The organism is Enterobacter sp. 118C5, assembly GCF_034107645.1.
Lineage (GTDB): Bacteria > Pseudomonadota > Gammaproteobacteria > Enterobacterales > Enterobacteriaceae > Enterobacter > Enterobacter nematophilus.
On record NZ_JAWNEU010000004.1, the window covers coordinates 48,961 to 69,325 of the forward strand.

Annotated in this window: 18 protein-coding genes; 8 read left to right on the plus strand and 10 right to left on the minus strand. The window is 56.5% G+C overall.

The features are described 5' to 3' along the window. Positions 1-94: 94 nt before the first annotated feature. The 4 genes from deoC to deoD all read left to right on the plus strand — a co-directional run bounded on the left by deoC (position 95) and on the right by deoD (position 4,441). Entirely contained in the window at positions 95-874 is a 780-nt protein-coding gene (gene deoC / locus UTO39_RS10015) for a deoxyribose-phosphate aldolase (RefSeq protein ID WP_061099306.1), read from the plus strand. 109 nt (positions 875-983) lie between these two features. After that, positions 984-2,306: a thymidine phosphorylase gene (gene deoA, locus UTO39_RS10020; RefSeq protein WP_320727100.1), complete on the plus strand. Its 1,323-nt coding sequence runs from the start codon at positions 984-986 to the stop codon at positions 2,304-2,306. A gap of 53 nt (positions 2,307-2,359) precedes the next feature. Next, positions 2,360-3,583, plus strand: coding sequence for a phosphopentomutase (gene deoB, locus UTO39_RS10025; RefSeq protein WP_028015441.1), 1,224 nt, complete (start codon positions 2,360-2,362; stop codon positions 3,581-3,583). Positions 3,584-3,718: 135 nt separating this feature from the next. Beyond that, positions 3,719-4,441 carry a purine-nucleoside phosphorylase gene (deoD, locus tag UTO39_RS10030; RefSeq protein WP_010427122.1) on the plus strand — a complete coding sequence of 241 codons (723 nt, stop codon included), beginning with the start codon at positions 3,719-3,721 and terminating at the stop codon, positions 4,439-4,441. A 42-nt stretch (positions 4,442-4,483) separates the two neighbouring features. On the opposite strand, the gene UTO39_RS10035 is transcribed toward deoD, so the two are convergent. The 8 genes from UTO39_RS10035 to UTO39_RS10070 form a co-directional block, all read right to left on the minus strand. Further along, complete coding sequence (locus UTO39_RS10035; RefSeq protein ID WP_320727101.1) at positions 4,484-5,188, minus strand: DUF1120 domain-containing protein; 705 nt, start codon at positions 5,186-5,188, stop codon at positions 4,484-4,486. A gap of 115 nt (positions 5,189-5,303) precedes the next feature. Next, positions 5,304-5,861, minus strand: coding sequence for a hypothetical protein (locus UTO39_RS10040; RefSeq protein WP_320727102.1), 558 nt, complete (start codon positions 5,859-5,861; stop codon positions 5,304-5,306). After that, on the minus strand, positions 5,858-8,254 hold the full coding sequence (locus tag UTO39_RS10045) for a fimbrial biogenesis usher protein (RefSeq protein WP_407065105.1): 2,397 nt from the start codon (positions 8,252-8,254) through the stop codon (positions 5,858-5,860). The genes UTO39_RS10040 and UTO39_RS10045 overlap by 4 nt, the downstream gene beginning before the upstream one ends. A gap of 33 nt (positions 8,255-8,287) precedes the next feature. Then, a complete protein-coding gene (locus UTO39_RS10050) occupies positions 8,288-8,977 on the minus strand; it encodes a fimbria/pilus chaperone family protein (protein WP_320727103.1) in 690 nt (229 codons plus the stop codon). An 84-nt stretch (positions 8,978-9,061) separates the two neighbouring features. After that, positions 9,062-9,778 carry a DUF1120 domain-containing protein gene (locus UTO39_RS10055; protein WP_320727104.1) on the minus strand — a complete coding sequence of 239 codons (717 nt, stop codon included), beginning with the start codon at positions 9,776-9,778 and terminating at the stop codon, positions 9,062-9,064. Between the two features lie 244 nt (positions 9,779-10,022). Continuing rightward, the gene (locus UTO39_RS10060; protein WP_253540638.1) at positions 10,023-10,733 is read right to left on the minus strand and encodes a DUF1120 domain-containing protein; all 711 of its coding nucleotides are present in this window, start codon (positions 10,731-10,733) and stop codon (positions 10,023-10,025) included. A 229-nt stretch (positions 10,734-10,962) separates the two neighbouring features. Beyond that, positions 10,963-11,979, minus strand: coding sequence for a lipoate--protein ligase LplA (gene lplA / locus UTO39_RS10065; RefSeq protein ID WP_151413471.1), 1,017 nt, complete (start codon positions 11,977-11,979; stop codon positions 10,963-10,965). Between the two features lie 39 nt (positions 11,980-12,018). Then, positions 12,019-12,663, minus strand: coding sequence for a YtjB family periplasmic protein (locus UTO39_RS10070; protein WP_061099298.1), 645 nt, complete (start codon positions 12,661-12,663; stop codon positions 12,019-12,021). 117 nt (positions 12,664-12,780) lie between these two features. Here UTO39_RS10070 and serB point away from each other — a divergent pair, with 117 nt between their 5' ends. From serB to nadR, 3 genes are read left to right on the plus strand one after another with little or no spacing between them, the layout of a single operon-like run. Continuing rightward, positions 12,781-13,749: a phosphoserine phosphatase gene (serB, locus tag UTO39_RS10075; RefSeq protein ID WP_151413472.1), complete on the plus strand. Its 969-nt coding sequence runs from the start codon at positions 12,781-12,783 to the stop codon at positions 13,747-13,749. Positions 13,750-13,760: 11 nt separating this feature from the next. Continuing rightward, positions 13,761-15,146, plus strand: a complete 1,386-nt coding sequence (gene radA / locus UTO39_RS10080; protein WP_003856523.1) for a DNA repair protein RadA — start codon at positions 13,761-13,763, stop codon at positions 15,144-15,146. A gap of 35 nt (positions 15,147-15,181) precedes the next feature. Next, complete coding sequence (gene nadR / locus UTO39_RS10085) at positions 15,182-16,414, plus strand: multifunctional transcriptional regulator/nicotinamide-nucleotide adenylyltransferase/ribosylnicotinamide kinase NadR (protein WP_045259507.1); 1,233 nt, start codon at positions 15,182-15,184, stop codon at positions 16,412-16,414. 100 nt (positions 16,415-16,514) lie between these two features. On the opposite strand, the gene UTO39_RS10090 is transcribed toward nadR, so the two are convergent. Next, entirely contained in the window at positions 16,515-17,516 is a 1,002-nt protein-coding gene (locus UTO39_RS10090) for a zinc-binding alcohol dehydrogenase family protein (RefSeq protein ID WP_320727105.1), read from the minus strand. A 108-nt stretch (positions 17,517-17,624) separates the two neighbouring features. On the opposite strand from UTO39_RS10090, the gene UTO39_RS10095 reads away from it, so the two are divergent. Further along, positions 17,625-18,524, plus strand: a complete 900-nt coding sequence (locus tag UTO39_RS10095; RefSeq protein ID WP_320727106.1) for a LysR family transcriptional regulator — start codon at positions 17,625-17,627, stop codon at positions 18,522-18,524. Between the two features lie 90 nt (positions 18,525-18,614). Here UTO39_RS10095 and ettA read toward each other — a convergent pair whose 3' ends face one another. Next, on the minus strand, positions 18,615-20,282 hold the full coding sequence (gene ettA / locus UTO39_RS10100; RefSeq protein ID WP_061099293.1) for an energy-dependent translational throttle protein EttA: 1,668 nt from the start codon (positions 20,280-20,282) through the stop codon (positions 18,615-18,617). Between the last annotated feature and the right edge of the window lie 83 nt (positions 20,283-20,365).

Here is a 20,365-nt window from a genome sequence, read left to right on the forward strand (position 1 = left end):
TGTGATGAATGTCGAAGTGTGGATGCGGGTGAATGTTAGAATACTCACAGACCCGCAAGGTAAAATTTATACGGCACTGCCGTTGGAGAATGTTATGACCGATTTAACTGCAAGCAGCCTGCGCGCGTTGAAGCTGATGGACCTGACCACCCTGAACGATGACGACACCAATGAAAAAGTCATCGCCCTGTGCCATCAGGCGAAAACGCCAGTGGGCAACACCGCCGCTGTCTGCATCTACCCGCGCTTTATCCCAATTGCCCGCAAAACGCTGAAAGAGCAGGGCACCCCGGACGTGCGCATTGCAACCGTCACTAACTTCCCGCACGGCAACGACGATATCGAGATCGCGCTGGCTGAAACCCGCGCGGCCATTGCCTACGGTGCAGACGAAGTTGACGTGGTGTTCCCTTACCGCGCGCTGATCGCCGGCAACGAGCAGGTCGGTTTTGACCTGGTGAAAGCCTGTAAAGACGCGTGTGCGGCGGCAAACGTTTGGCTTAAAGTGATCATCGAAACCGGCGAGCTGAAAGAAGAGGCGCTGATTCGTAAGGCGTCTGAAATCTCCATCAAAGCCGGTGCGGATTTCATCAAAACCTCTACTGGTAAAGTGCCGGTCAATGCTACCCCGGAAAGCGCGCGCATCATGATGGAAGTCATCCGCGATATGGGCGTGTCCAAAACCGTTGGCTTCAAGCCTGCGGGCGGCGTGCGTACCGCAGAAGACGCGCAGCAGTTCCTGGCGATTGCCGACGAGCTGTTTGGCGCAGAGTGGGCGGACTCCCGCCACTACCGCTTCGGTGCGTCCAGCCTGCTGGCAAGCCTGCTGAAGGCGCTGGGTCACGGCGACGGTAAGAGCGCAAGCAGCTACTGATTGCCAGACAACGCCGGATGACGCTTCGCTTATCCGGCCTATAGGATCGCAGGGCGGGTAAGCGTAGCGCCACCCGCCACAACTCCCCCGATTCCGCATGGAGGTTACCGTGTTTCTCGCACAAGAAATTATTCGTAAAAAACGTGATGGTCATGCATTAAGCGACGAAGAAATTCGCTTCTTTATCAACGGCATTCGTGATAACACCATCTCTGAAGGGCAGATTGCGGCTCTGGCGATGACCATTTTCTTCCACGATATGTCGATGCCCGAGCGCGTGTCGCTGACCATGGCGATGCGAGATTCAGGAACCGTTCTGGACTGGAAAAGCCTTAACCTCAACGGCCCGATCGTGGACAAACACTCCACCGGCGGCGTGGGCGACGTGACCTCCCTGATGCTTGGCCCAATGGTGGCAGCCTGCGGCGGTTACATCCCAATGATCTCCGGGCGCGGCCTGGGCCACACCGGCGGTACGCTCGACAAACTGGAAGCCATTCCGGGCTTCGATATCTTCCCGGATGACAACCGCTTCCGCGACATTATTAAAGACGTTGGCGTGGCGATTATCGGCCAGACCAGCTCTCTTGCGCCGGCAGACAAGCGTTTTTACGCGACGCGCGATATCACCGCAACTGTCGATTCTATCCCACTGATCACCGCCTCGATCCTCGCTAAAAAGCTGGCAGAAGGGCTGGACGCGCTGGTGATGGATGTGAAGGTAGGCAGCGGCGCGTTTATGCCGACCTATGAACTCTCTGCTCAGCTTGCCGAAGCGATCGTTGGCGTCTCCAACGGCGCGGGCGTGCGCACCACCGCGCTGCTGACCGACATGAACCAGGTGCTGGCCTCCAGCGCCGGTAACGCGGTCGAAGTCCGCGAAGCCGTTCAGTTCCTCACGGGCGAATACCGCAATCCGCGTCTGTTCGACGTCACCATGGCGCTGTGCGTTGAGATGCTCATCTCCGGCAAGCTGGCCAAAGACGATGCGGAAGCCCGCGCGAAGCTGCAGGCGGTGCTGGACAACGGCAAAGCGGCGGAGATCTTCGGCCGCATGGTTGCGGCGCAGAAAGGCCCGACCGATTTCGTCGAAAATTACGCGAAGTACCTGCCAACCGCGATGCTCAGCAAAGCGGTCTATGCGGATAGCGAAGGCTTTGTCTCCGCCATGGACACCCGCGCGCTCGGCATGGCGGTCGTGTCTATGGGCGGCGGTCGTCGTCAGGCATCGGACACTATTGATTACAGCGTCGGCTTTACCGATATGGCCCGTCTGGGCGACAGCGTGGACGGCCAACGTCCGCTGGCGGTGATCCACGCCAAAGATGAAGCCAGCTGGCAGGACGCGGCGAAAGCGGTGAAAGCAGCCATTACGCTTGATGATAAAGCGCCGGAAAGGACTCCAACGGTCTATCGCCGTATCACCGAATAGCGGTATACTGATCAGATCGCATTTTTATGAAGCACTAAGTACGGAGAACAATTATGAAACGTGCATTTATTATGGTGCTGGACTCATTCGGCATCGGCGCAACCGAAGATGCAGAACGTTTTGGTGACGTGGGTTCCGATACCATGGGTCACATCGCGGAAGCCTGTGCCAAAGGCGAAGCGGACAACGGTCGTAAAGGCCCTCTGACTCTGCCAAACCTGACCCGCCTCGGTCTGGTGAAAGCGCATGAAGGTTCTACCGGTAAAATCGCAGCCGGTATGGACGGCAACGCGGAAGTGGTGGGCGCCTATGCCTGGGCGCACGAACTCTCTTCCGGTAAAGATACGCCGTCTGGCCACTGGGAAATTGCCGGCGTGCCGGTGCTGTTCGACTGGGGTTACTTCTCCGATCACGAGAACAGCTTCCCGCAGGAGTTGCTGGATAAGCTGGTGAAGCGTGCTAACCTGCCGGGCTACCTCGGTAACTGCCACTCTTCCGGTACCGTGATTCTGGATCAGCTCGGCGAAGAGCACATGAAAACCGGCAAGCCGATTTTCTACACCTCCGCTGACTCCGTGTTCCAGATTGCGTGCCACGAAGAGACGTTTGGTCTGGATAAACTCTACGAGCTGTGCGAAATCGCCCGTGAAGAGCTGACCGAAGGCGGCTACAACATTGGCCGCGTGATCGCGCGTCCGTTTATCGGCGACAAAGCGGGTAACTTCCAGCGTACCGGTAACCGTCACGACCTGGCCGTTGAGCCACCGGCGCCAACCGTGCTGCAGAAGCTGGTCGACGAGAAGGGCGGCCACGTGGTGTCCGTGGGCAAAATCGCGGATATCTACGCCAACTGCGGCATCACTAAAAAAGTGAAAGCCACCGGTCTGGATGCGCTGTTCGATGCCACCATCAAAGAGATGAAAGAAGCGGGCGACAAGACCATCGTCTTCACCAACTTCGTGGACTTCGACTCCTCCTGGGGCCACCGTCGCGACGTTGCGGGTTACGCGGCCGGTCTGGAGCTGTTCGACCGCCGTCTGCCCGAGCTGATGGAGCTGGTGGGTGAAGATGACATTCTGATCCTGACCGCTGACCACGGCTGTGACCCAACCTGGACCGGTACCGACCACACCCGTGAGCACATTCCGGTGCTGGTGTACGGCCCGAAAGTGAAGCCGGGCTCGCTGGGACACCGTGAAACCTTCGCGGACATCGGCCAGACCATTGCGAAATACTTTGGCACGTCTGACATGGAATATGGCAAGGCCATGTTCTAAACGGATTGGGTGCGGCCTGATGCCCTCACCCCAACCCTCTCCCACGAGAAACACGGGTGCGGTCTGATGCCCTCACCCCGGCCCTCTCCCACAGGGAGAGGGTGAAAAGAATAAACAATTTAAAAGGAACTGAAGATGGCAACTCCTCACATTAACGCAGAAATGGGTGATTTCGCTGACGTCGTATTGATGCCGGGCGACCCGCTGCGCGCGAAGCACATTGCAGAAACCTTCCTCGAAGACGTGCGTGAAGTGAACAACGTTCGCGGCATGCTGGGCTTCACCGGTACCTATAAAGGCCGCAAAATCTCCGTCATGGGCCACGGCATGGGTATCCCATCCTGCTCCATCTACACCAAAGAGCTGATCACTGACTTCGGCGTGAAGAAAATCATCCGCGTGGGCTCATGCGGCGCGGTGCGTATGGACGTTAAGCTGCGCGATATCGTTATCGGCATGGGTGCCTGCACCGATTCCAAAGTTAACCGTATGCGTTTCAAAGACCACGACTTCGCGGCGATTGCTGACTTCGGCATGGTGCGTGACGCGGTTGACGCGGCAAAAGCGCTGGGCGTTGAAGCGCGCGTGGGTAACATCTTCTCTGCCGATCTGTTCTATGCACCGGACGGCGGTGAGATGTTCGACGTGATGGAAAAATACGGCATTCTGGGCGTGGAAATGGAAGCGGCGGGTATCTACGGCGTCGCGGCTGAGTTTGGTGCGAAAGCGCTGACCATCTGCACCGTTTCTGACCACATCCGTACCCACGAGCAGACCACCGCTGCCGAGCGTCAGACCACCTTCAACGACATGATCAAAATCGCGCTGGAATCCGTTCTGCTGGGCGATAAAGAGTAATGTTGTCTGCCGGGCTGAGTTCGCAGCCCGGCATTTCTTCCCTTACAGATACACCACGCTAATGGTCGCCTGACCATCAAACTCGGTATCTTCCGTCAGTGACAGGTTCTTCAGGTTTTCAACCGCCAGCGAGACGTTCAGCGGGAAAGAGACGCTGGTCACCGCCATTGGCTCCGTTTTGCCCGTGGACGCTACGCTCATCAGGCCCAGGTTTTTATTCGCGATGGTGCCACCATTGGCTTTCTGCCAGCGACTCATTCCCACGCCTGCGGTCACCGCGGTACGAATGGGCTCAACCGCGGACCCGTTGGCCGTTACCTCTCCCGTGCTGGTGTAAATGGAATAGGCACCGATGTTTTTGCCATCATGGGTTTTACCGAGGCCAAAGGTAGCCATGCTGCCCCGCAGTTCGCCGCCGTTCGACGTGGCGTTCATCACCTTCAGATTTGAGCTGCTGCCCGTGCTGGCGTTAGAGTCAGTGCGGTTATCCGCAATGCTCCAGCCCACTTTCGTTGGCGTTGGGCAGGTGATGGTCAACGTCAGCCCCTTTTCACCCAGCTGCGTTGTCTGAGTCTGAGAGAGATCGCCAACCTGCACGGTGCCAAAATCAATCGTCCCATCGTTGCTGAGTTCTGGGGTGCAGGAGTTGCTGGTCAGCGAGGCTTTCACCTTCAGCACCGCCGTATCCCCCGCGTGAGCGCAGGTCATGGCCAGCGCCAGTGCGGCGACCAGGAGATTTTTTTTCATGGTTAATCCTTAACATAGATAAAATGAATATTAAACTGCATGGACGGAACCACGCGTTTTAATGGTTATTTTTTCTTTCTATTCATCTGGATAATTAATCCAGCAATGAATTCTTTTAGTCTGCCGTTAATAATTCCCATGAAAGGATGCTCTCCAGCTCCGTATTATCGGAGACCCGGCGCAGCAAAGTATCATTAAGGACAGGGGTAATTTTTATCGTCACGCTCATCTGCTTGCCGCGCACCGGTGCGGCATTCTGCCGGGCAACCAGGCCTTCGTTGCTTTTCAAAAAGACCTTTTCTTTGGGGCTATCCGTTGAGGTGAATCCCACCCGGTCAGTGGTTTTCACAACATCGTAGCGCTGACCATCAACCGTCATTTTGTCCGCCACAAGCGCCAGCCGGCCCTCATCACCAAACAGAACGCCGCCGTGGAGCCCTGACGTCGACTGCATGAAAAGCGCCATCACGCGGGGCCGTGGGCAAAACACGTTCACCATGACCTCCCTGGCGGGCATGCGGTTCCAGTTTTTTCGCGAGGCGGCAATATCATCCTGCTTAAACCGCCCAAACGAGACCGTAGGCTGGGAGAGGGCAATCTGGCATTCCTCGCTCAATGCTCCGGAGGAAAAGAGTAATGCCAGACCGCAGAGCATCACGTTGATTATTTTCACTGGCACGTTCCTTCTGCTTTTTCGTAATAGGCGTCTTTGTCTTTCTCTTCATTCAGTGAATAGCTGATTTGGCAGATTCGGGTCATATTGTCGTCCACGACATAGAGTGCGGGCGTCTCTGACGCATCGGGAATAAATACGCTGCCGTTATCCATTACGCTGACAATATAATTGCTCTCCTTATCCACGATACTCAGCCCTCTTTCGAGCCAGCTCCCGCCGGGACGTTTAACCTGCAGCATGACGCGACGGGTGTTCAGCACCTGGAAATCAACCTGCGCGAAGGAGCCATACGCCGCGGAAACGGTCTGAATGCCGTTGGATAAATCCATGCCCTGCGGCAGCGAGCTGGCGTTGATAACGATCTGCGATTTTTGCCACTCCCGCAGGCCGGGGACCACCGCCTGCCCCCAGTAGTCGGTCCAGACGGTGCCGTCTGGCGTGGCGATCTCAATCCCGCTTTCCGGCTCGCTCAAACGCGCAATGCCGAAGGTCTCTTTGATCGGATAGGGCGCAAAGGTGACGCCATGACGATGTAGCGCAATACCGCCGCTCAGGGAGGCGCTGTAGTTATGCTGATTCCCGTCGCTGAGCCCGGCAGATAGGCCAAGCTGGGTGTAGTGCAGGTTGGTGCTGATGTTGCCGTTGAAGGCGTTGCTCTTATCGTCGTTATCGCGATCGGCAGAGATGTTGTAATTGAAGTTCGAGCCGATGGCGCCGCTGTCCTGAACGCCATAGTTCTGTTTTTCGCCCTGCCTGCGCATATACGTGCTGACGCGATCTTCACCCAGCGGGACGATCAGGCTGACATAAAAGAGATCGTCATTATTGCCGGCGTTGTTCTCAGCATCGCTGCTGTTCATGGCGTGCTGCCAGTTTACGGACAGTGAGCTTCGCCCCAGGCTCTTACTCCACGAGGCCATCAGATAACGGGTGTCGCTGCTGCTTTCGTCACCCGAATTCGCGCTGTACTGCAACGATAAAGAACCGATGTACTCGTTATTCCAGCTCAGGCTCGCGTTCCAGGAATTCTCATAGCTTTGCACCTCTTCATCCATGGCTTCAGTAAGCTCGCGAAAGCCGCCGTTGAACTGGGATGCACTCAGCCCCAGCGTAAGCTGTGCGGGGAGGAGAAGGTTGCTGCTGAGCTCAACCTTACTGCCCTTTTGCGGGTCGTAGAATTGGGACTGGCTCAGCAATACGCTTGGCGAAATAAGCCAGTTTTCGTTTACCGTCCAGTCAAGCTTCGCACCTGTCGCCTGATACTTTTCAGCCAAAACGCCTGCGGCCAGCGCCGTCAGATAGGAGGTTACGCTCGTCCCGTCGGAAATATTGAACACCCACGGCGAGCTATTTTCATCACCGCTGTCGCGAACCTGCCCAAAGGACAGGCTTAACCCCTCGGCGCGGTTGCTGCCGGTGACGTTAAGCGAGGAGGAGGGCACGGTAAATTGCGTTGTCGTCCCATCGGTTTCAACGACGCTGACGTTCAGGTCAACGTTACCGCGCACAATGGGCACGTCCGAGAGGGTAAACGGCCCCGCGTTGACCAGCGACGAGTAGATCACCTGGCCCGACTGGCGCACCTCAACGCGGGCCTGATGCGTACGGGCAATGCCCGAAACCTGAGTCACCTGAAAATTAGGTTGAAGGCTCGTCTCCGGCATAAGCTGCGCCCCGGTGATTTGTGCGCCGCTAAAGAGTGCTGAACTGGCGTTAATTTGCCCTACCTGAACGCGCATCTTCCGCTCTTCAAAAACGTGCTCTGCGTAGGTATAGAGATTCTCGGCGGTGCGGGTGCCGTTATCATCCGTGAGGATGTAATTGCTGCGCAGCGTCCAGTTCGCAAGGTTGATGCCGGCGCCAATATTTCCCTGTGAAAAGGTACTGTTTGCGCCGCTACCGTATTCGTTGTAGTTGCTGAAAACGCTGTAGTTAATTAAGCCCGCGGTACCGCCGTGGGCGTAGTATTTGGCGGCATAGAATCCGGTATCCATCGCCTCCGCCGGGACAAAAATTTCCAGCGACTCGGTATTTGGTAATAAGGTGACCGTGGCGGTGGGGTAGTCCGTACGCAGATCGTGGCACTTTTCTTTTTCGCTGACGTTCAACGGTAAAAGACCCGCTGCGCTGGTGAAATCATTATCTACGCAAAGCTGCCCCTCGTCGCCAATCCGAACGGCCAGACTGCCTTTTTCAATACCGTTGATGCTGACCCGCACGGCATGTTTTCCCGGCAGATAGCGCTGAGCCTCAGAAAAATAGTGGGCGAGGTTGGTACTGATACCGCGCGTCGCCAGAATATCGGTATTGAAATCTAAATCGGACGCATAGAGCGCCGAAGACGGCAGTAATGCCGCTACGACTACCGTTTGGCGCATCCTGTTGCGCAAAGAGTGCTCCATCACTGCTGCATCCCTGACGTATCAGCGGTTGAGAGGGGCGGTGTAGTCGTCCACCTCAATCCCATAGCGGCTTGCAGGGCTGAACTTCACGGCGTTATCGGTACATGCAATCGGCTTGTCCGTCTGCACTTTCATCGTTTCACCCGGCAGGATAAAGGTCTTGTTGACCAGCCCCGCGGTTTGCGACGGCAGCAGCGTAATGGCGGTAGAGAAGCGCACCACGTAGGCCGAAGTATTACGCACCTGCACCTCTTTTCCCTCTACTGTCCAGGTCAGCAGTTTCCAGGCATCTGTAACAACCGGCAGGTTTTTCGGATGGATCAATACCGGCAGATCCTGACGGAGGTTAATACCAACTTTGACGTTTTTATCTTTGCTCCTGGGAGGAATACCCTCAAATACCACGCGCTTATAGTGCTCAACGGTAAGGGGTTCTGTGGTTTCAAGAATAAAACGAACCTGCTGTTCCTGACCCGGTTCAAGTCGTACAACAGGCTGCGTCACGTTGAGCTTCACCCCGTTGTCTCCTTCAATATCATTGATGGAGGTGTAGAGCAGCGCCGGAGTGGCGTCGGTATTTTTCACGCTCATTACGCCGCCGTGGTTTGCTTCATCAATCATCAGCAGGGTGGTTTCAGGCACCATGCCAGCAGCGAACAGTGTGGTCGGGACGGCGAGCGCAAGAATGGAAAACAGAAAGGGGTTTTTCATTATTCTGGTCATGATTTTATATGCGTTATGAAAATGAATTAAAACTCTCCATTTCCATGGAGAGTTTTGGATGGGGCGTCTGAATTACAGATACACCAGCGTAATGGTGGACTGACCGTCGAGGTCGGTCTTGTCAGTCAGCGTCAGGTTTTGGCTTGGCGCAATCGCCAGCGCGATTTTCAGCGGGAATGCCGCAGTGGTGAAGGCCAGTGGAGCGCGTTCACCGGTTTTGGAAACGGTCATCACATCCGTACCGTCGTTCATAATGATTCCGCTGGTCCACAGGTTGATCCAGCTTCTGCTGCTAATGGTACCGCCGGTGTACATAGTGGCGGCAATAGGCTGGGCCGTTACGCCGTCTGCGGTAACAGCAGTTGAATAGGTAGAAACCGCATAAGCACCGATATTTTCACCCGCGCTGGTTTTACCTACACCGTTAAGCTGATATGAACCATATGCCTGTGAGCCGCTTGCGGTACCGTTTTCGATATGGAATTCGCTGGCAGATTTATTCGCGCCCGCGTTTGAATCCGCGCGGTCATCTTTGATGGACCAGCCTACACGGGTAGCGGACTGGCATTTGATGGTCAGCGTAACGTCTTTATGACCCGCCTGGTAGGCAACGCTTGAAGAGAGTGAATCCAGACCGATTTCACCGAAATCGACCAGACCGCCATTGGTGATTTCCGGCACGCAGCCAGCACTGGTCAGCGTACCCTGAACTTTCAGCATCGCGGTTGGTTCAGCATAGACGGCGGTCGCCGCTATGGATAAAACGGTAGCAAGAAGAAGCTTTTTCATTGTTTTTCCTTAACCATATAAAGAACGAAAAACGGAGATTTTTTTAATCTAATTACAGCTTGCTAATTGATAAGTATCAGATTTACAAGCGCTGCCGATTCTAGTAATGATTGATGTAATTAAATAATTAGTTTTTCTTACACCGCTTTTGAGATTAATTCATGTTTGTATTAACGCTTCTGGCTACATGTAATAATAAAGAAACGGCGGAAAGATCCGCCGTTAAATACAATGCTGGTTACTCTTAGAGATAAACCAGGGTGATAGTTGTTTCACCGCTCAGCTGTGCTTCGTCGGTAGTGGTCAGACGGTCGGTATTGACAATTGCCAGCGAAACTTTGAATGGGAAGACCACGTTTGTGATGGCCAGCGGGGAGTTATAACCCGGTTTGGTGACGGTCTGAATTTCGGCGTTACCGTTAGCAATCACGCCTGAACTCAGGTTACGCCACATATATTCGCCGTTGCTGTTGGTGTAGGCCGGTGCATAAATAGCCTGAACCGGCATACCGTTGGCGGTGATGTCGTTGATGCGGGTGCTGATGGCATATGCTCCGATTTTATCGCCTGCCGCCGTGGTGCCCACGCCGTACGTTGTCCCTGCACCAAACACATCACCGCCGTTGTCTTTGGCATCGCGAATGTAAAACTCGCTAGAGCTCAGGTCGTTAGCCGCATTAGAGTCTTCTTTATTATCCGCAATACTCCACGCTACTTTTGTCGCTGACGGGCAGTTAATGGTCAGAGACATGTCTTTGTGGCCCATCTGGTTGGTCTGGGTAGGAGACAGTTGGTCGAGAGCAATCGTTCCGAAATCAATTGATCCGCCGTTGCTTAACTGCGGCGTACATGAAGGGTTGTTCATCTTGCCCTGAACTTTCATTACCACGCTGGAGTCTGCCAGGGCTGCCGACGAGGCCATGGCAATTAGCGTTGCGAGAAGAATTTTTTTCATTGTTATTCCTTAACCAATAATAGATAAATTGTATAAATTATCGAGAAGTCATTAACTTGCGGGTCTGCAAGTGCTCGAATTCTATTAAGGGTTGTTGTTATTTCCGCAATGAGAATTTCTAATCTTTGTTTTGAGTTTTATTAAAGACTGTAAATACATTTATGAATGTATTTACATTTTGAGCGGCGAAATGAAAAAGGCGGTAGACTATTACCGCCTGCAAATATAATTACTTCACTGCCTGCGCAATCCACGCCGATAATTCCCGTAATTCTTTTTCCTGCCCGGGGAAATCGCCAATTAACGCGTCGCACTCCTGCTGCAGCATATCCGCCCGATACAAACAGCCCTGCAACCTGGCCGCCAGCGCTTCCAGCGGTGCCGGGTTGAGGCTGTCCGTAAACACCTGCGTACGGGTGATATGGCCTTTCTCGACGTCAAAATGCAGCTCCACGCCGCCCCAGGTAAAACGTTCGTCCAGCAGGTGAGAAAACGCCGGTGCCTGGCCGAAGTTCCACTCCCAGCTGCTCTGGCGGGCAAAGGTTTCGGCGAAGTTGGGCAGGTCCGGGGTTTTATCCGGCGAAATCACTTCCGCATCCACGCGCTCGCCGTAATGTTCAAAGAACGCTTCACGGATCGCCTCGCAAATCTGCTCGTGCGTAATCCCCGGCAGCAGCTCCACCAGATTCGCCACGCGTCCACGCACGGAGGTGATCCCTTTGGCCTGCAGCTTTTTCTTGTCCGGGTTCAGGTAGTTAGCAAGACGGCTGAGATCGGCGTTCAGCAGCAGGGTGCCGTGGTGGAACCCGCGATCCATGGTTTCGCGGTAGGCGGAGCCGGAGACCTTTCGGTCGCCCTCGGGGGTTTTCACCACCAGATCGTTCCGTCCGGACGCCTCCGCCGTTACGCCGAGCGAATTCAGCGCGTTGAGCACAATCGAGGTGGAGATGGTTTTGTCGTATTCAGGTTTGCCCGCCATAAAGGTAAAGCAGGTATTGCCCAGATCGTGAAACACCGCGCCGCCGCCGCTGCTGCGGCGCGCCAGACGGACGTTGTCCTCTTCCATACGCCGCGTATTGCACTCTTTCCACGGGTTTTGCGCGCGGCCAATGACCACCGTATCGGCGTTGCGCCAGAGAAACAGCACGCGCTGGGTGGCGGGCATCTGGCGGAAGATGCACTCTTCCACCGCGAGATTAAACCAGGGATCGTAGGAGTCAGAGATAAGCAGGCGTAACGTCGTCATGGCAGAGTTCCTTTTCCGAATCGTTCGCCTACTTTATCACTATTCCTTCTTCTCGCTCTCTTCGTCTTCGGGAACCGACCTGCTGGCGGTCAGCAGGAACGGCGACTGCTGCCAGCGGGTGCGCTTGCCCTGCAGCAACGTGCGCGCCAGCACGACGCCAATCGCCAGCGAGAGCAACAGCATCAGGCGCAGAATATTGGTGGTGTTATCCACCTGCTTGGCTTCGGTCGGCAGGGTGTGAGTATCCAGCGTCAGGCGCAGATAGCCCAGCGGGCCGTTTTTGCCCTGAACAGGTTCGACGATCTGCTGGTTGAAGTAGCCTCCGGCTTTTTTGCCGTCCAGCGCCAGCCTGTCGCGCACGTCGACGTGCTCACCGGCGCGGGCAATCAGGTCACCTTTTTCATCGTACACGCCCGCATCCAGAATGCGGCTGTTTTCCGTGAGCTGACGTAAGACCTGGCCTATCCGCTTATCGTCCGGCGTCTCGGTGCGCATCAGGGGCGCAACGTTAAGCGTCACCTGACGCGCCAGCGTGCGGGCCAGTTCTTCAAACTGCGGGTTGCGCTGCCGCTGATGGTTCTGACTAAACCACGATGCCCCCTGCATCAACGCCACTAACAGTGCGAGACAGGAAAGGACAATCACGGCGCGATGAAGCCGGAATTTCAGTTTTGCGCGAGCCATATTCCACCTGCTGAAAATTTAGGGCTTAATGTTGCCAGAAGTGATGGTTACAGGGTAGCCTCATGCGTTATTTTCCCTCTGGAACCTTCCGGCGCGAACGAATTTACAGGAGCTTTAATGCCGAACATTACCTGGTGTGACCTGCCAACGGATGTCTCTTTATGGCCAGGATTGCCGCTCTCGTTAAGTGGCGATGAGGTGATGCCTCTGGATTACCACGCTGGCCGTAGCGGCTGGCTGCTGTACGGACGCGGCCTGGATAAGCAACGCCTGACCCAGTATCAAGCGCGGCTGGGGGCGGCGATGGTCATCGTCGCGGCCTGGTGCGTGGAAGATTACCAGGTCATCCGCCTGGCGGGTTCCCTGACGCAGCGCGCAACGCGTCTGGCGCATGACGCCGGGCTGGACGTTGCGCCTCTCGGCAAAATTCCGCACCTGAAAACGCCGGGTCTGCTGGTGATGGACATGGACTCCACCGCTATCCAGATCGAATGTATTGACGAGATTGCTAAACTGGCAGGCAGCGGCGAGCTGGTGGCGGAAGTCACCGAGCGCGCGATGCGCGGCGAGCTGGACTTCACCGCCAGCCTGCGCCAGCGCGTGGCGACCCTGAAAGGGGCTGATGCCAACATCCTGCGCCAGGTGCGCGACGTGCTGCCGCTGATGCCGGGGCTGACGCAGCTGGTGCTGAAGCTCCAGTCCCTCGGCTGGAAAGTGGCAATCGCCTCCGGCGGCTTCACTTTCTTCGCGGATTATCTGCGCGAGAAACTGCATCTGACCACCGTGGTCGCTAACGAGCTGGAAATCATGGACGGCAAGCTGACCGGCCAGGTCATCGGCGATATCGTGGATGCCCAGTACAAAGCCAACACCCTGACGCGCCTGGCGGAGAAATATGACATTCCTGTCGAACAGACCGTCGGCATTGGCGATGGCGCAAACGATCTGCCGATGATCAAAGTTGCTGGCCTTGGCATTGCCTACCATGCCAAACCAAAAGTGAATGAAAAGACGGAAGTCACTATCCGTCACGCTGACCTGATGGGGGTGTTCTGCATTCTCTCCGGCAGCCTTAATCAGAAATAACGAGGTAAACCGTGGCGAAAGCTCCAAAACGCGCATTTGTCTGTAATGAATGTGGTGCGGATTATCCGCGCTGGCAGGGGCAATGCAGCGCCTGTCATGCCTGGAACACCATCACCGAAGTGCGTGGTGTGGCGGCTTCGCCGAGCGTGGCCCGCAATGAGCGCCTGAGCGGCTATGCGGGCAATGCAGGCGTGTCGAAGGTCCAAAAACTTTCTGATATCAGCCTGGAAGCGCTGCCGCGCTTTTCCACCGGCTTCAAAGAGTTTGACCGCGTGCTCGGCGGCGGCGTGGTGCCGGGCAGCGCGATCCTGATCGGCGGTAACCCGGGCGCGGGGAAATCGACCCTGCTGCTGCAAACGCTTTGCAAGCTCGCCGAGCAGATGAAAACCCTCTACGTCACGGGGGAAGAGTCACTCCAGCAGGTAGCGATGCGCGCGCACCGTCTGGGCCTGCCGACGGGCAACCTGAACATGCTGTCGGAAACCAGCATCGAGCAGATCTGCATGATCGCCGAAGAAGAGCAGCCGAAGCTGATGGTGATCGACTCCATCCAGGTGATGCACATGGCGGACATTCAGTCCTCGCCGGGCAGCGTGGCGCAGGTGCGTGAAACCGCCGCTTACCTGACGCGCTTTGCCAAAACGCGCGGCGTGGCGATTGTGATGGTCGGCCACGTGACCAAAGACGGCTCGCTGGCGGGGCCGAAGGTGCTCGAACACTGTATCGACTGCTCCGTGATGCTCGACGGCGACGCGGATTCCCGCTTTCGCACCCTGCGCAGCCATAAAAACCGCTTTGGCGCGGTGAACGAACTGGGCGTGTTTGCCATGACCGAGCAGGGGCTGCGCGAGGTCAGCAACCCGTCGGCCATCTTCCTGAGCCGCGGCGATGAGATCACCTCCGGCAGTTCGGTAATGGTGCTGTGGGAAGGGACGCGTCCGCTGCTCGTCGAAATTCAGGCGCTGGTGGATCACTCGATGATGGGCAACCCGCGGCGCGTGGCGGTCGGTCTGGAGCAGAACCGACTGGCGATCCTGCTGGCGGTGCTGCACCGTCACGGCGGCCTGCAGATGGCGGATCAGGATGTGTTCGTCAACGTGGTTGGCGGGGTGAAAGTCACTGAGACCAGCGCAGACCTGGCGCTGCTGCTGGCGATGGTCTCCAGCCTGCGCGACAGGCCGCTGCCGCAGGATCTGGTGGTGTTTGGTGAAGTGGGGCTGGCCGGGGAAATCCGTCCGGTGCCGAGCGGGCAGGAACGTATCTCCGAGGCGGCAAAACACGGCTTCCGCCGGGCTATCGTTCCGGCAGCTAACGTGCCGAAAAAAATCCCTGAAGGGATGCAGGTCTTTGGCGTTAAGAAACTCGCAGATGCGTTAAATGTCTTTGACGACTTATAATTACGTATTCGATTTTGCAGGAGGCACCGTAATTTATGTCATCATTTGACTACATCAAAACCGCCATTCGTCAGAAGGGCTGCACGCTGCAGCAGGTGGCTGACGCCAGCGGCATGACCAAAGGCTACCTGAGCCAACTGCTGAACGCCAAAATCAAAAGCCCCAGCGCGCAGAAGCTCGAAGCGCTGCACCGTTTTCTGGGGCTCGAATTCCCGCGTATGCAAAAGAACATCGGCGTGGTGTTCGGCAAGTTTTACCCGCTGCATACCGGGCATATCTATCTCATCCAGCGCGCCTGTAGCCAGGTGGACGAACTGCACATCATCATGGGTTACGACGAAACCCGCGATCGCCAGCTGTTTGAAGACAGCGCCATGTCGCAGCAGCCCACCGTGCCGGACCGCCTGCGCTGGCTGCTGCAGACCTTTAAGTACCAGAAAAACATTCGCATTCATGCCTTTAACGAAGAGGGGATGGAGCCGTACCCGCACGGCTGGGACGTGTGGAGCAACGGCATCAAAGCGTTTATGGAAGAGAAGGGCATTACCCCTAACTGGATCTACACCTCTGAAGAGTCCGACGCGCCGCAGTTCCGCGAGCATCTGGGCATCGAGACGGTGCTGATCGATCCGAAACGCACCTTCATGAACATCAGCGGGGCGCAGATCCGCGAGAACCCGTTCCGCTACTGGGATTACATCCCGACCGAAGTGAAGCCGTTCTTCGTGCGCACGGTGGCTATTCTGGGCGGCGAGTCGAGCGGTAAATCAACGCTGGTCAACAAGCTGGCGAACATCTTCAACACCACCAGCGCGTGGGAGTATGGACGCGATTACGTCTTCTCCCACCTCGGCGGCGACGAGATGGCGTTGCAGTATTCTGACTACGATAAAATTGCCCTCGGACACGCCCAGTACATTGATTTTGCGGTGAAATACGCCAACAAAGTGGCGTTTATCGATACCGATTTCGTCACTACGCAGGCGTTCTGTAAAAAGTACGAGGGGCGCGAGCACCCTTTCGTGCAGGCGCTGATTGACGAATACCGCTTTGACCTGGTGATCCTGCTGGAAAACAACACGCCATGGGTAGCGGACGGCATGCGCAGCCTCGGCAGCTCCGTGGACAGGAGAGAGTTCCAGACCATGCTGGTGGAGATGCTCAATGAGAACAACGTTGAGTTTGTGCATGTGGAAGAGTCGGATTACGACACCCGCTTCCTGCGCTGCGTCGAGCTGGTGAAGGAGATGATGGGGGAGCAGGGTTAAGAATTCCCCCCTCACCCCGGCCCTCTCCCCAAAGGGGCGAGGGGGTAATCGTTCCCTCTCCCCTATGGGGAGAGGGTTAGGGTGAGGGGGAACAAACCACTCAAAACTCAACCACCACTTTCCCCCGCATATGCCCTTCCAGCACCTTGCGGTGCGCTTCGGTAATGCTTTCCACGCTCAGCCCGTGCAGCGTTTCGCTGAGCGAGCTTTCCACCACGCCATTTTCCACCAGCTTCGCCACCTCATTTAAAATCTCACCCTGACGCGCCATATCGTCAGTCTTGTACATGCTGCGGGTGTACATAAATTCCCAGTGCAGGGCGGCAGATTTCGATTTCAGCTTGTCCTGGTTCAGCGGATGGGCGTTCTCAACGATGGAACAGATATGCCCCTGCGGCGCAATCAGTTCGCTGACCGCATCCCAGTGCCCGTCGGTGTCGTTGAGGATGAAAATGTAATCCACAAAGGTGAGCCCCTGCTTCGCCATCTCGCCTTTTAGATCGCGGTAGTTGACCACTACGTCAGCACCGCGATCGCGGCACCACCGGGCGGAATCTTCTCGTGAAGCGGTTGCGATAATCTTCACCTTGCTGTTGTGCTTCGCAAAGGGGATCGCCAGCGATCCCACGCCGCCCGCGCCGCCGATGATCAGCAGCGTTTTGTCCGCGTCGGCATCCTGAATGTTCAGCCGTTCAAACAGGCCTTCCCACGCGGTGAGCGCGGTTAAGGGCAGTGCAGCGGCAGCCGCCCAGCCGAGGCTGGCAGGCTTGTGCCCGACAATGCGCGCATCGATTAACTGATGCGTGGTATTGCTGCCCGGGCGGGTGATATCGCCCGCGTACCATACCTCATCACCCGGCTTGAAGCCGGTCACGCCAGCCCCCACGGCTTTGACGACCCCGCTGGCATCCCACCCCAGAATTCGCGGCTCGTTCAGCCCATTTTTGGCGATGCCTGCATGCACTTTGGTATCAACCGGGTTAATAGATACGGCTTTCACCTCTACCAGCAGATCGTGTTCACCAGGAGTCGGCATCGGCGGGGTGATTTCAATGAAGCTGGACGGATTTTCTGGGTTAACGGCAACGGCTTTCACTGACATGGTGTGCTCCTCATTGGAATACGTTTTGTTGAGGCTAGTCTATAAAGTGGCCAGCTGCATGATAAGATGGACAATCATGAACTCAGCGTTCGTACAGGGTGAACAATCATGTTTAAACAGCTGCAGGATATGGCGCTGTTCGCGCTGGTGGCGGAGATGGGCAGCTTTACCGCGGCGGCGCAGAAGGCCGAACTGCCGAAATCCAGCGTTAGCCAGCGGATCAGCCAGCTGGAGCAGCAGGTGGGGATCCGCCTGCTAAACCGCACCACGCGCAGGATCAGCCTCACGTTTGCGGGCGAGCACTATCTGGTGCACTGTCGCGAGATGCTGGCGGCCAGCGAGCGTGCAGAGTATGCCATTCAGCGGCTGCGCGAAAACCCGAGCGGGCGTCTGCGGATCACCTGTCCGGCGGGCATTGGGGCGACGCTGCTGGCGCATATGAACGCCGAGTTCCAGCTTCGTTATCCAGACGTTTCGCTGGACGTGTCGATCTCTGACGACGTGGTGGATCTGGTCGAGTCCGGTTTTGACGTGGCGCTGCGCACCGGCAAGCCGCAGGACTCCTCTCTGATTGGCAGAATGATCGGACACTGCCCGCGCTATATGCTGGCCTCGCCGGACTATCTGGCGCGTCGGGAGCCGTTAATCCATCCCCGTCAGCTGGTGGAGCACCGCTGCATTACGCACCGGGCGTGGTCGGAGTGGCTGCTGCGAAGCGAGGGTGAGGATTACCGCTACCTGCCGGATAACGCTCATTTAACCGATAACCTGGTGTACGCCCGCGAATGCGCGATTGCCGGGGCGGGGATCACGCTGTTACCCGCCTTCCTGCTGGAAGATAAGGTTGAAAAGGGCGCGCTGGTTCAGGTGCTGCCGGAGTGGAGCGTTGAAGGTAACGATCTCTGGCTGGCCTATCCGAGCCGGAAGCTGAATTCGCCTGCGCTAATGAGCTATATCGACTTTGCGATGCAGTTTGATGAGGTGAAGCGGTATTACGTGGGAGGGTGATTATGTGCGGCCTGATGCCCTCACCCTGGCCCTCTCCCAGGGGAGAGGGGACAAACATAAAAAACGGCAACCGAGATTGCCGTTTTGCTTTTATTTCGCAATACGCTTGTACTTAATACGCTTCGGCTCCAGCGCGTCTGCGCCCAGCGTGCGTTTTTTGTACTCTTCGTATTCGGTGAAGTTACCTTCGAAGAACTCCACTTTACCTTCGTCCTGGTAGTCCAGGATGTGGGTCGCGATACGGTCCAGGAACCAGCGGTCGTGCGAGATAACCATCGCGCAGCCCGGGAACTCCAGCAGGGCGTTTTCCAGCGCGCGCAGGGTTTCGATGTCCAGGTCGTTGGTTGGTTCATCGAGCAGCAGAACGTTACCGCCCACCTGCAGCAGCTTCGCCAGGTGCAGACGACCGCGCTCACCGCCGGACAGCTCGCCCACGCGTTTGCCCTGGTCGGTGCCCTTGAAGTTAAAGCGGCCAACGTAGGCGCGGCTTGGCATCTCGGTGTTGCCGATACGCATGATATCCAGACCGCCGGAGACTTCTTCCCACACGGTTTTGCTGTTGTCCATCGCGTCACGGAACTGGTCAACGGACGCCAGCTTCACGGTCTCACCCAGGGTGATAGAGCCGCTGTCAGGCTGTTCCTGACCGGACATCATGCGGAACAGGGTGGATTTACCCGCGCCGTTCGGACCGATGATGCCGACGATAGCGCCTTTCGGTACGGAGAAGCTCAGGTCGTCGATCAGCACACGGTCGCCGTAGGACTTACGCAGGTTGCTGACTTCAACCACTTTATCCCCCAGACGTGCTCCAGGTGGAATAAACAGTTCGTTGGTTTCGTTACGTTTCTGGTATTCGGTGTTGTTCAGCTCTTCAAAGCGTGCCAGACGGGCTTTGCCCTTGGACTGACGGCCTTTCGCGCCTTGACGCACCCACTCCAGCTCTTTCTCGATAGACTTACGGCGGGCCGCTTCCTGAGAAGCTTCCTGCGCCAGACGCTGATCTTTCTGCTCCAGCCAGGAAGAGTAGTTACCTTCCCACGGAATACCTTCACCGCGGTCCAGCTCCAGGATCCAGCCTGCGACGTTGTCGAGGAAGTAACGGTCGTGGGTAATTGCCACCACGGTGCCTTCGAAGTCGTGCAGGAAGCGCTCCAACCAAGCCACGGATTCCGCATCCAGGTGGTTGGTAGGTTCGTCGAGCAGCAGCATGTCTGGCTTTTCCAGCAGCAGGCGGCACAGCGCCACGCGGCGGCGCTCACCACCGGAGAGATTCGCGATTTTCGCATCCCAGTCCGGCAGACGCAGGGCATCAGCCGCGCGCTCCAGCTGCACGTTCAGGTTGTGACCGTCGTGCGCCTGGATAATCTCTTCATATTTGCCCTGCTGAGCGGCCAGTTTGTCGAAGTCCGCATCCGGCTCGGCGTATTTGGCATACACTTCATCCAGACCTTTCAGCGCGTTAACCACTTCGGACACCGCTTCTTCAACGGATTCACGCACGGTGTGTTCCGGGTTCAGCTGAGGTTCCTGCGGCAGGTAGCCGATCTTGATGCCTGGCTGCGGACGGGCTTCACCTTCGATGTCTGTATCGATGCCGGCCATGATGCGCAGCAGGGTGGACTTACCGGCACCGTTGAGACCCAGGACACCGATTTTTGCGCCCGGGAAGAAGCTCAGCGAGATATTTTTAAGAATATGACGTTTCGGCGGGACAACTTTGCCGACACGATGCATGGTATAAACGAATTGAGCCACGTGGACTTCGCCTCTTTTATCGTAATGAGAAGGAATTTCAGCCTCGAAGTGTAGCCTTTTTCACGCCCTAATCCCAGCCAGGA

What these genes read in the sequence shown, in the direction of transcription:
- nadR (WP_045259507.1), top strand. Translation starts at nt 15,182, where the DNA reads ATGTCATCATTTGACTACATCAAAACCGCCATTCGTCAGAAGGGCTGC.
- UTO39_RS10070 (WP_061099298.1), bottom strand. Translation starts at nt 12,663, where the DNA reads ATGGCTCGCGCAAAACTGAAATTCCGGCTTCATCGCGCCGTGATTGTC.
- UTO39_RS10055 (WP_320727104.1), bottom strand. Translation starts at nt 9,778, where the DNA reads ATGAAAAAGCTTCTTCTTGCTACCGTTTTATCCATAGCGGCGACCGCC.
- deoC (WP_061099306.1), top strand. Translation starts at nt 95, where the DNA reads ATGACCGATTTAACTGCAAGCAGCCTGCGCGCGTTGAAGCTGATGGAC.
- serB (WP_151413472.1), top strand. Translation starts at nt 12,781, where the DNA reads ATGCCGAACATTACCTGGTGTGACCTGCCAACGGATGTCTCTTTATGG.
- UTO39_RS10035 (WP_320727101.1), bottom strand. Translation starts at nt 5,188, where the DNA reads ATGAAAAAAAATCTCCTGGTCGCCGCACTGGCGCTGGCCATGACCTGC.
- lplA (WP_151413471.1), bottom strand. Translation starts at nt 11,979, where the DNA reads ATGACGACGTTACGCCTGCTTATCTCTGACTCCTACGATCCCTGGTTT.
- UTO39_RS10095 (WP_320727106.1), top strand. Translation starts at nt 17,625, where the DNA reads ATGTTTAAACAGCTGCAGGATATGGCGCTGTTCGCGCTGGTGGCGGAG.
- deoB (WP_028015441.1), top strand. Translation starts at nt 2,360, where the DNA reads ATGAAACGTGCATTTATTATGGTGCTGGACTCATTCGGCATCGGCGCA.
- UTO39_RS10060 (WP_253540638.1), bottom strand. Translation starts at nt 10,733, where the DNA reads ATGAAAAAAATTCTTCTCGCAACGCTAATTGCCATGGCCTCGTCGGCA.
- UTO39_RS10090 (WP_320727105.1), bottom strand. Translation starts at nt 17,516, where the DNA reads ATGTCAGTGAAAGCCGTTGCCGTTAACCCAGAAAATCCGTCCAGCTTC.
- deoD (WP_010427122.1), top strand. Translation starts at nt 3,719, where the DNA reads ATGGCAACTCCTCACATTAACGCAGAAATGGGTGATTTCGCTGACGTC.
- UTO39_RS10050 (WP_320727103.1), bottom strand. Translation starts at nt 8,977, where the DNA reads ATGAAAAACCCCTTTCTGTTTTCCATTCTTGCGCTCGCCGTCCCGACC.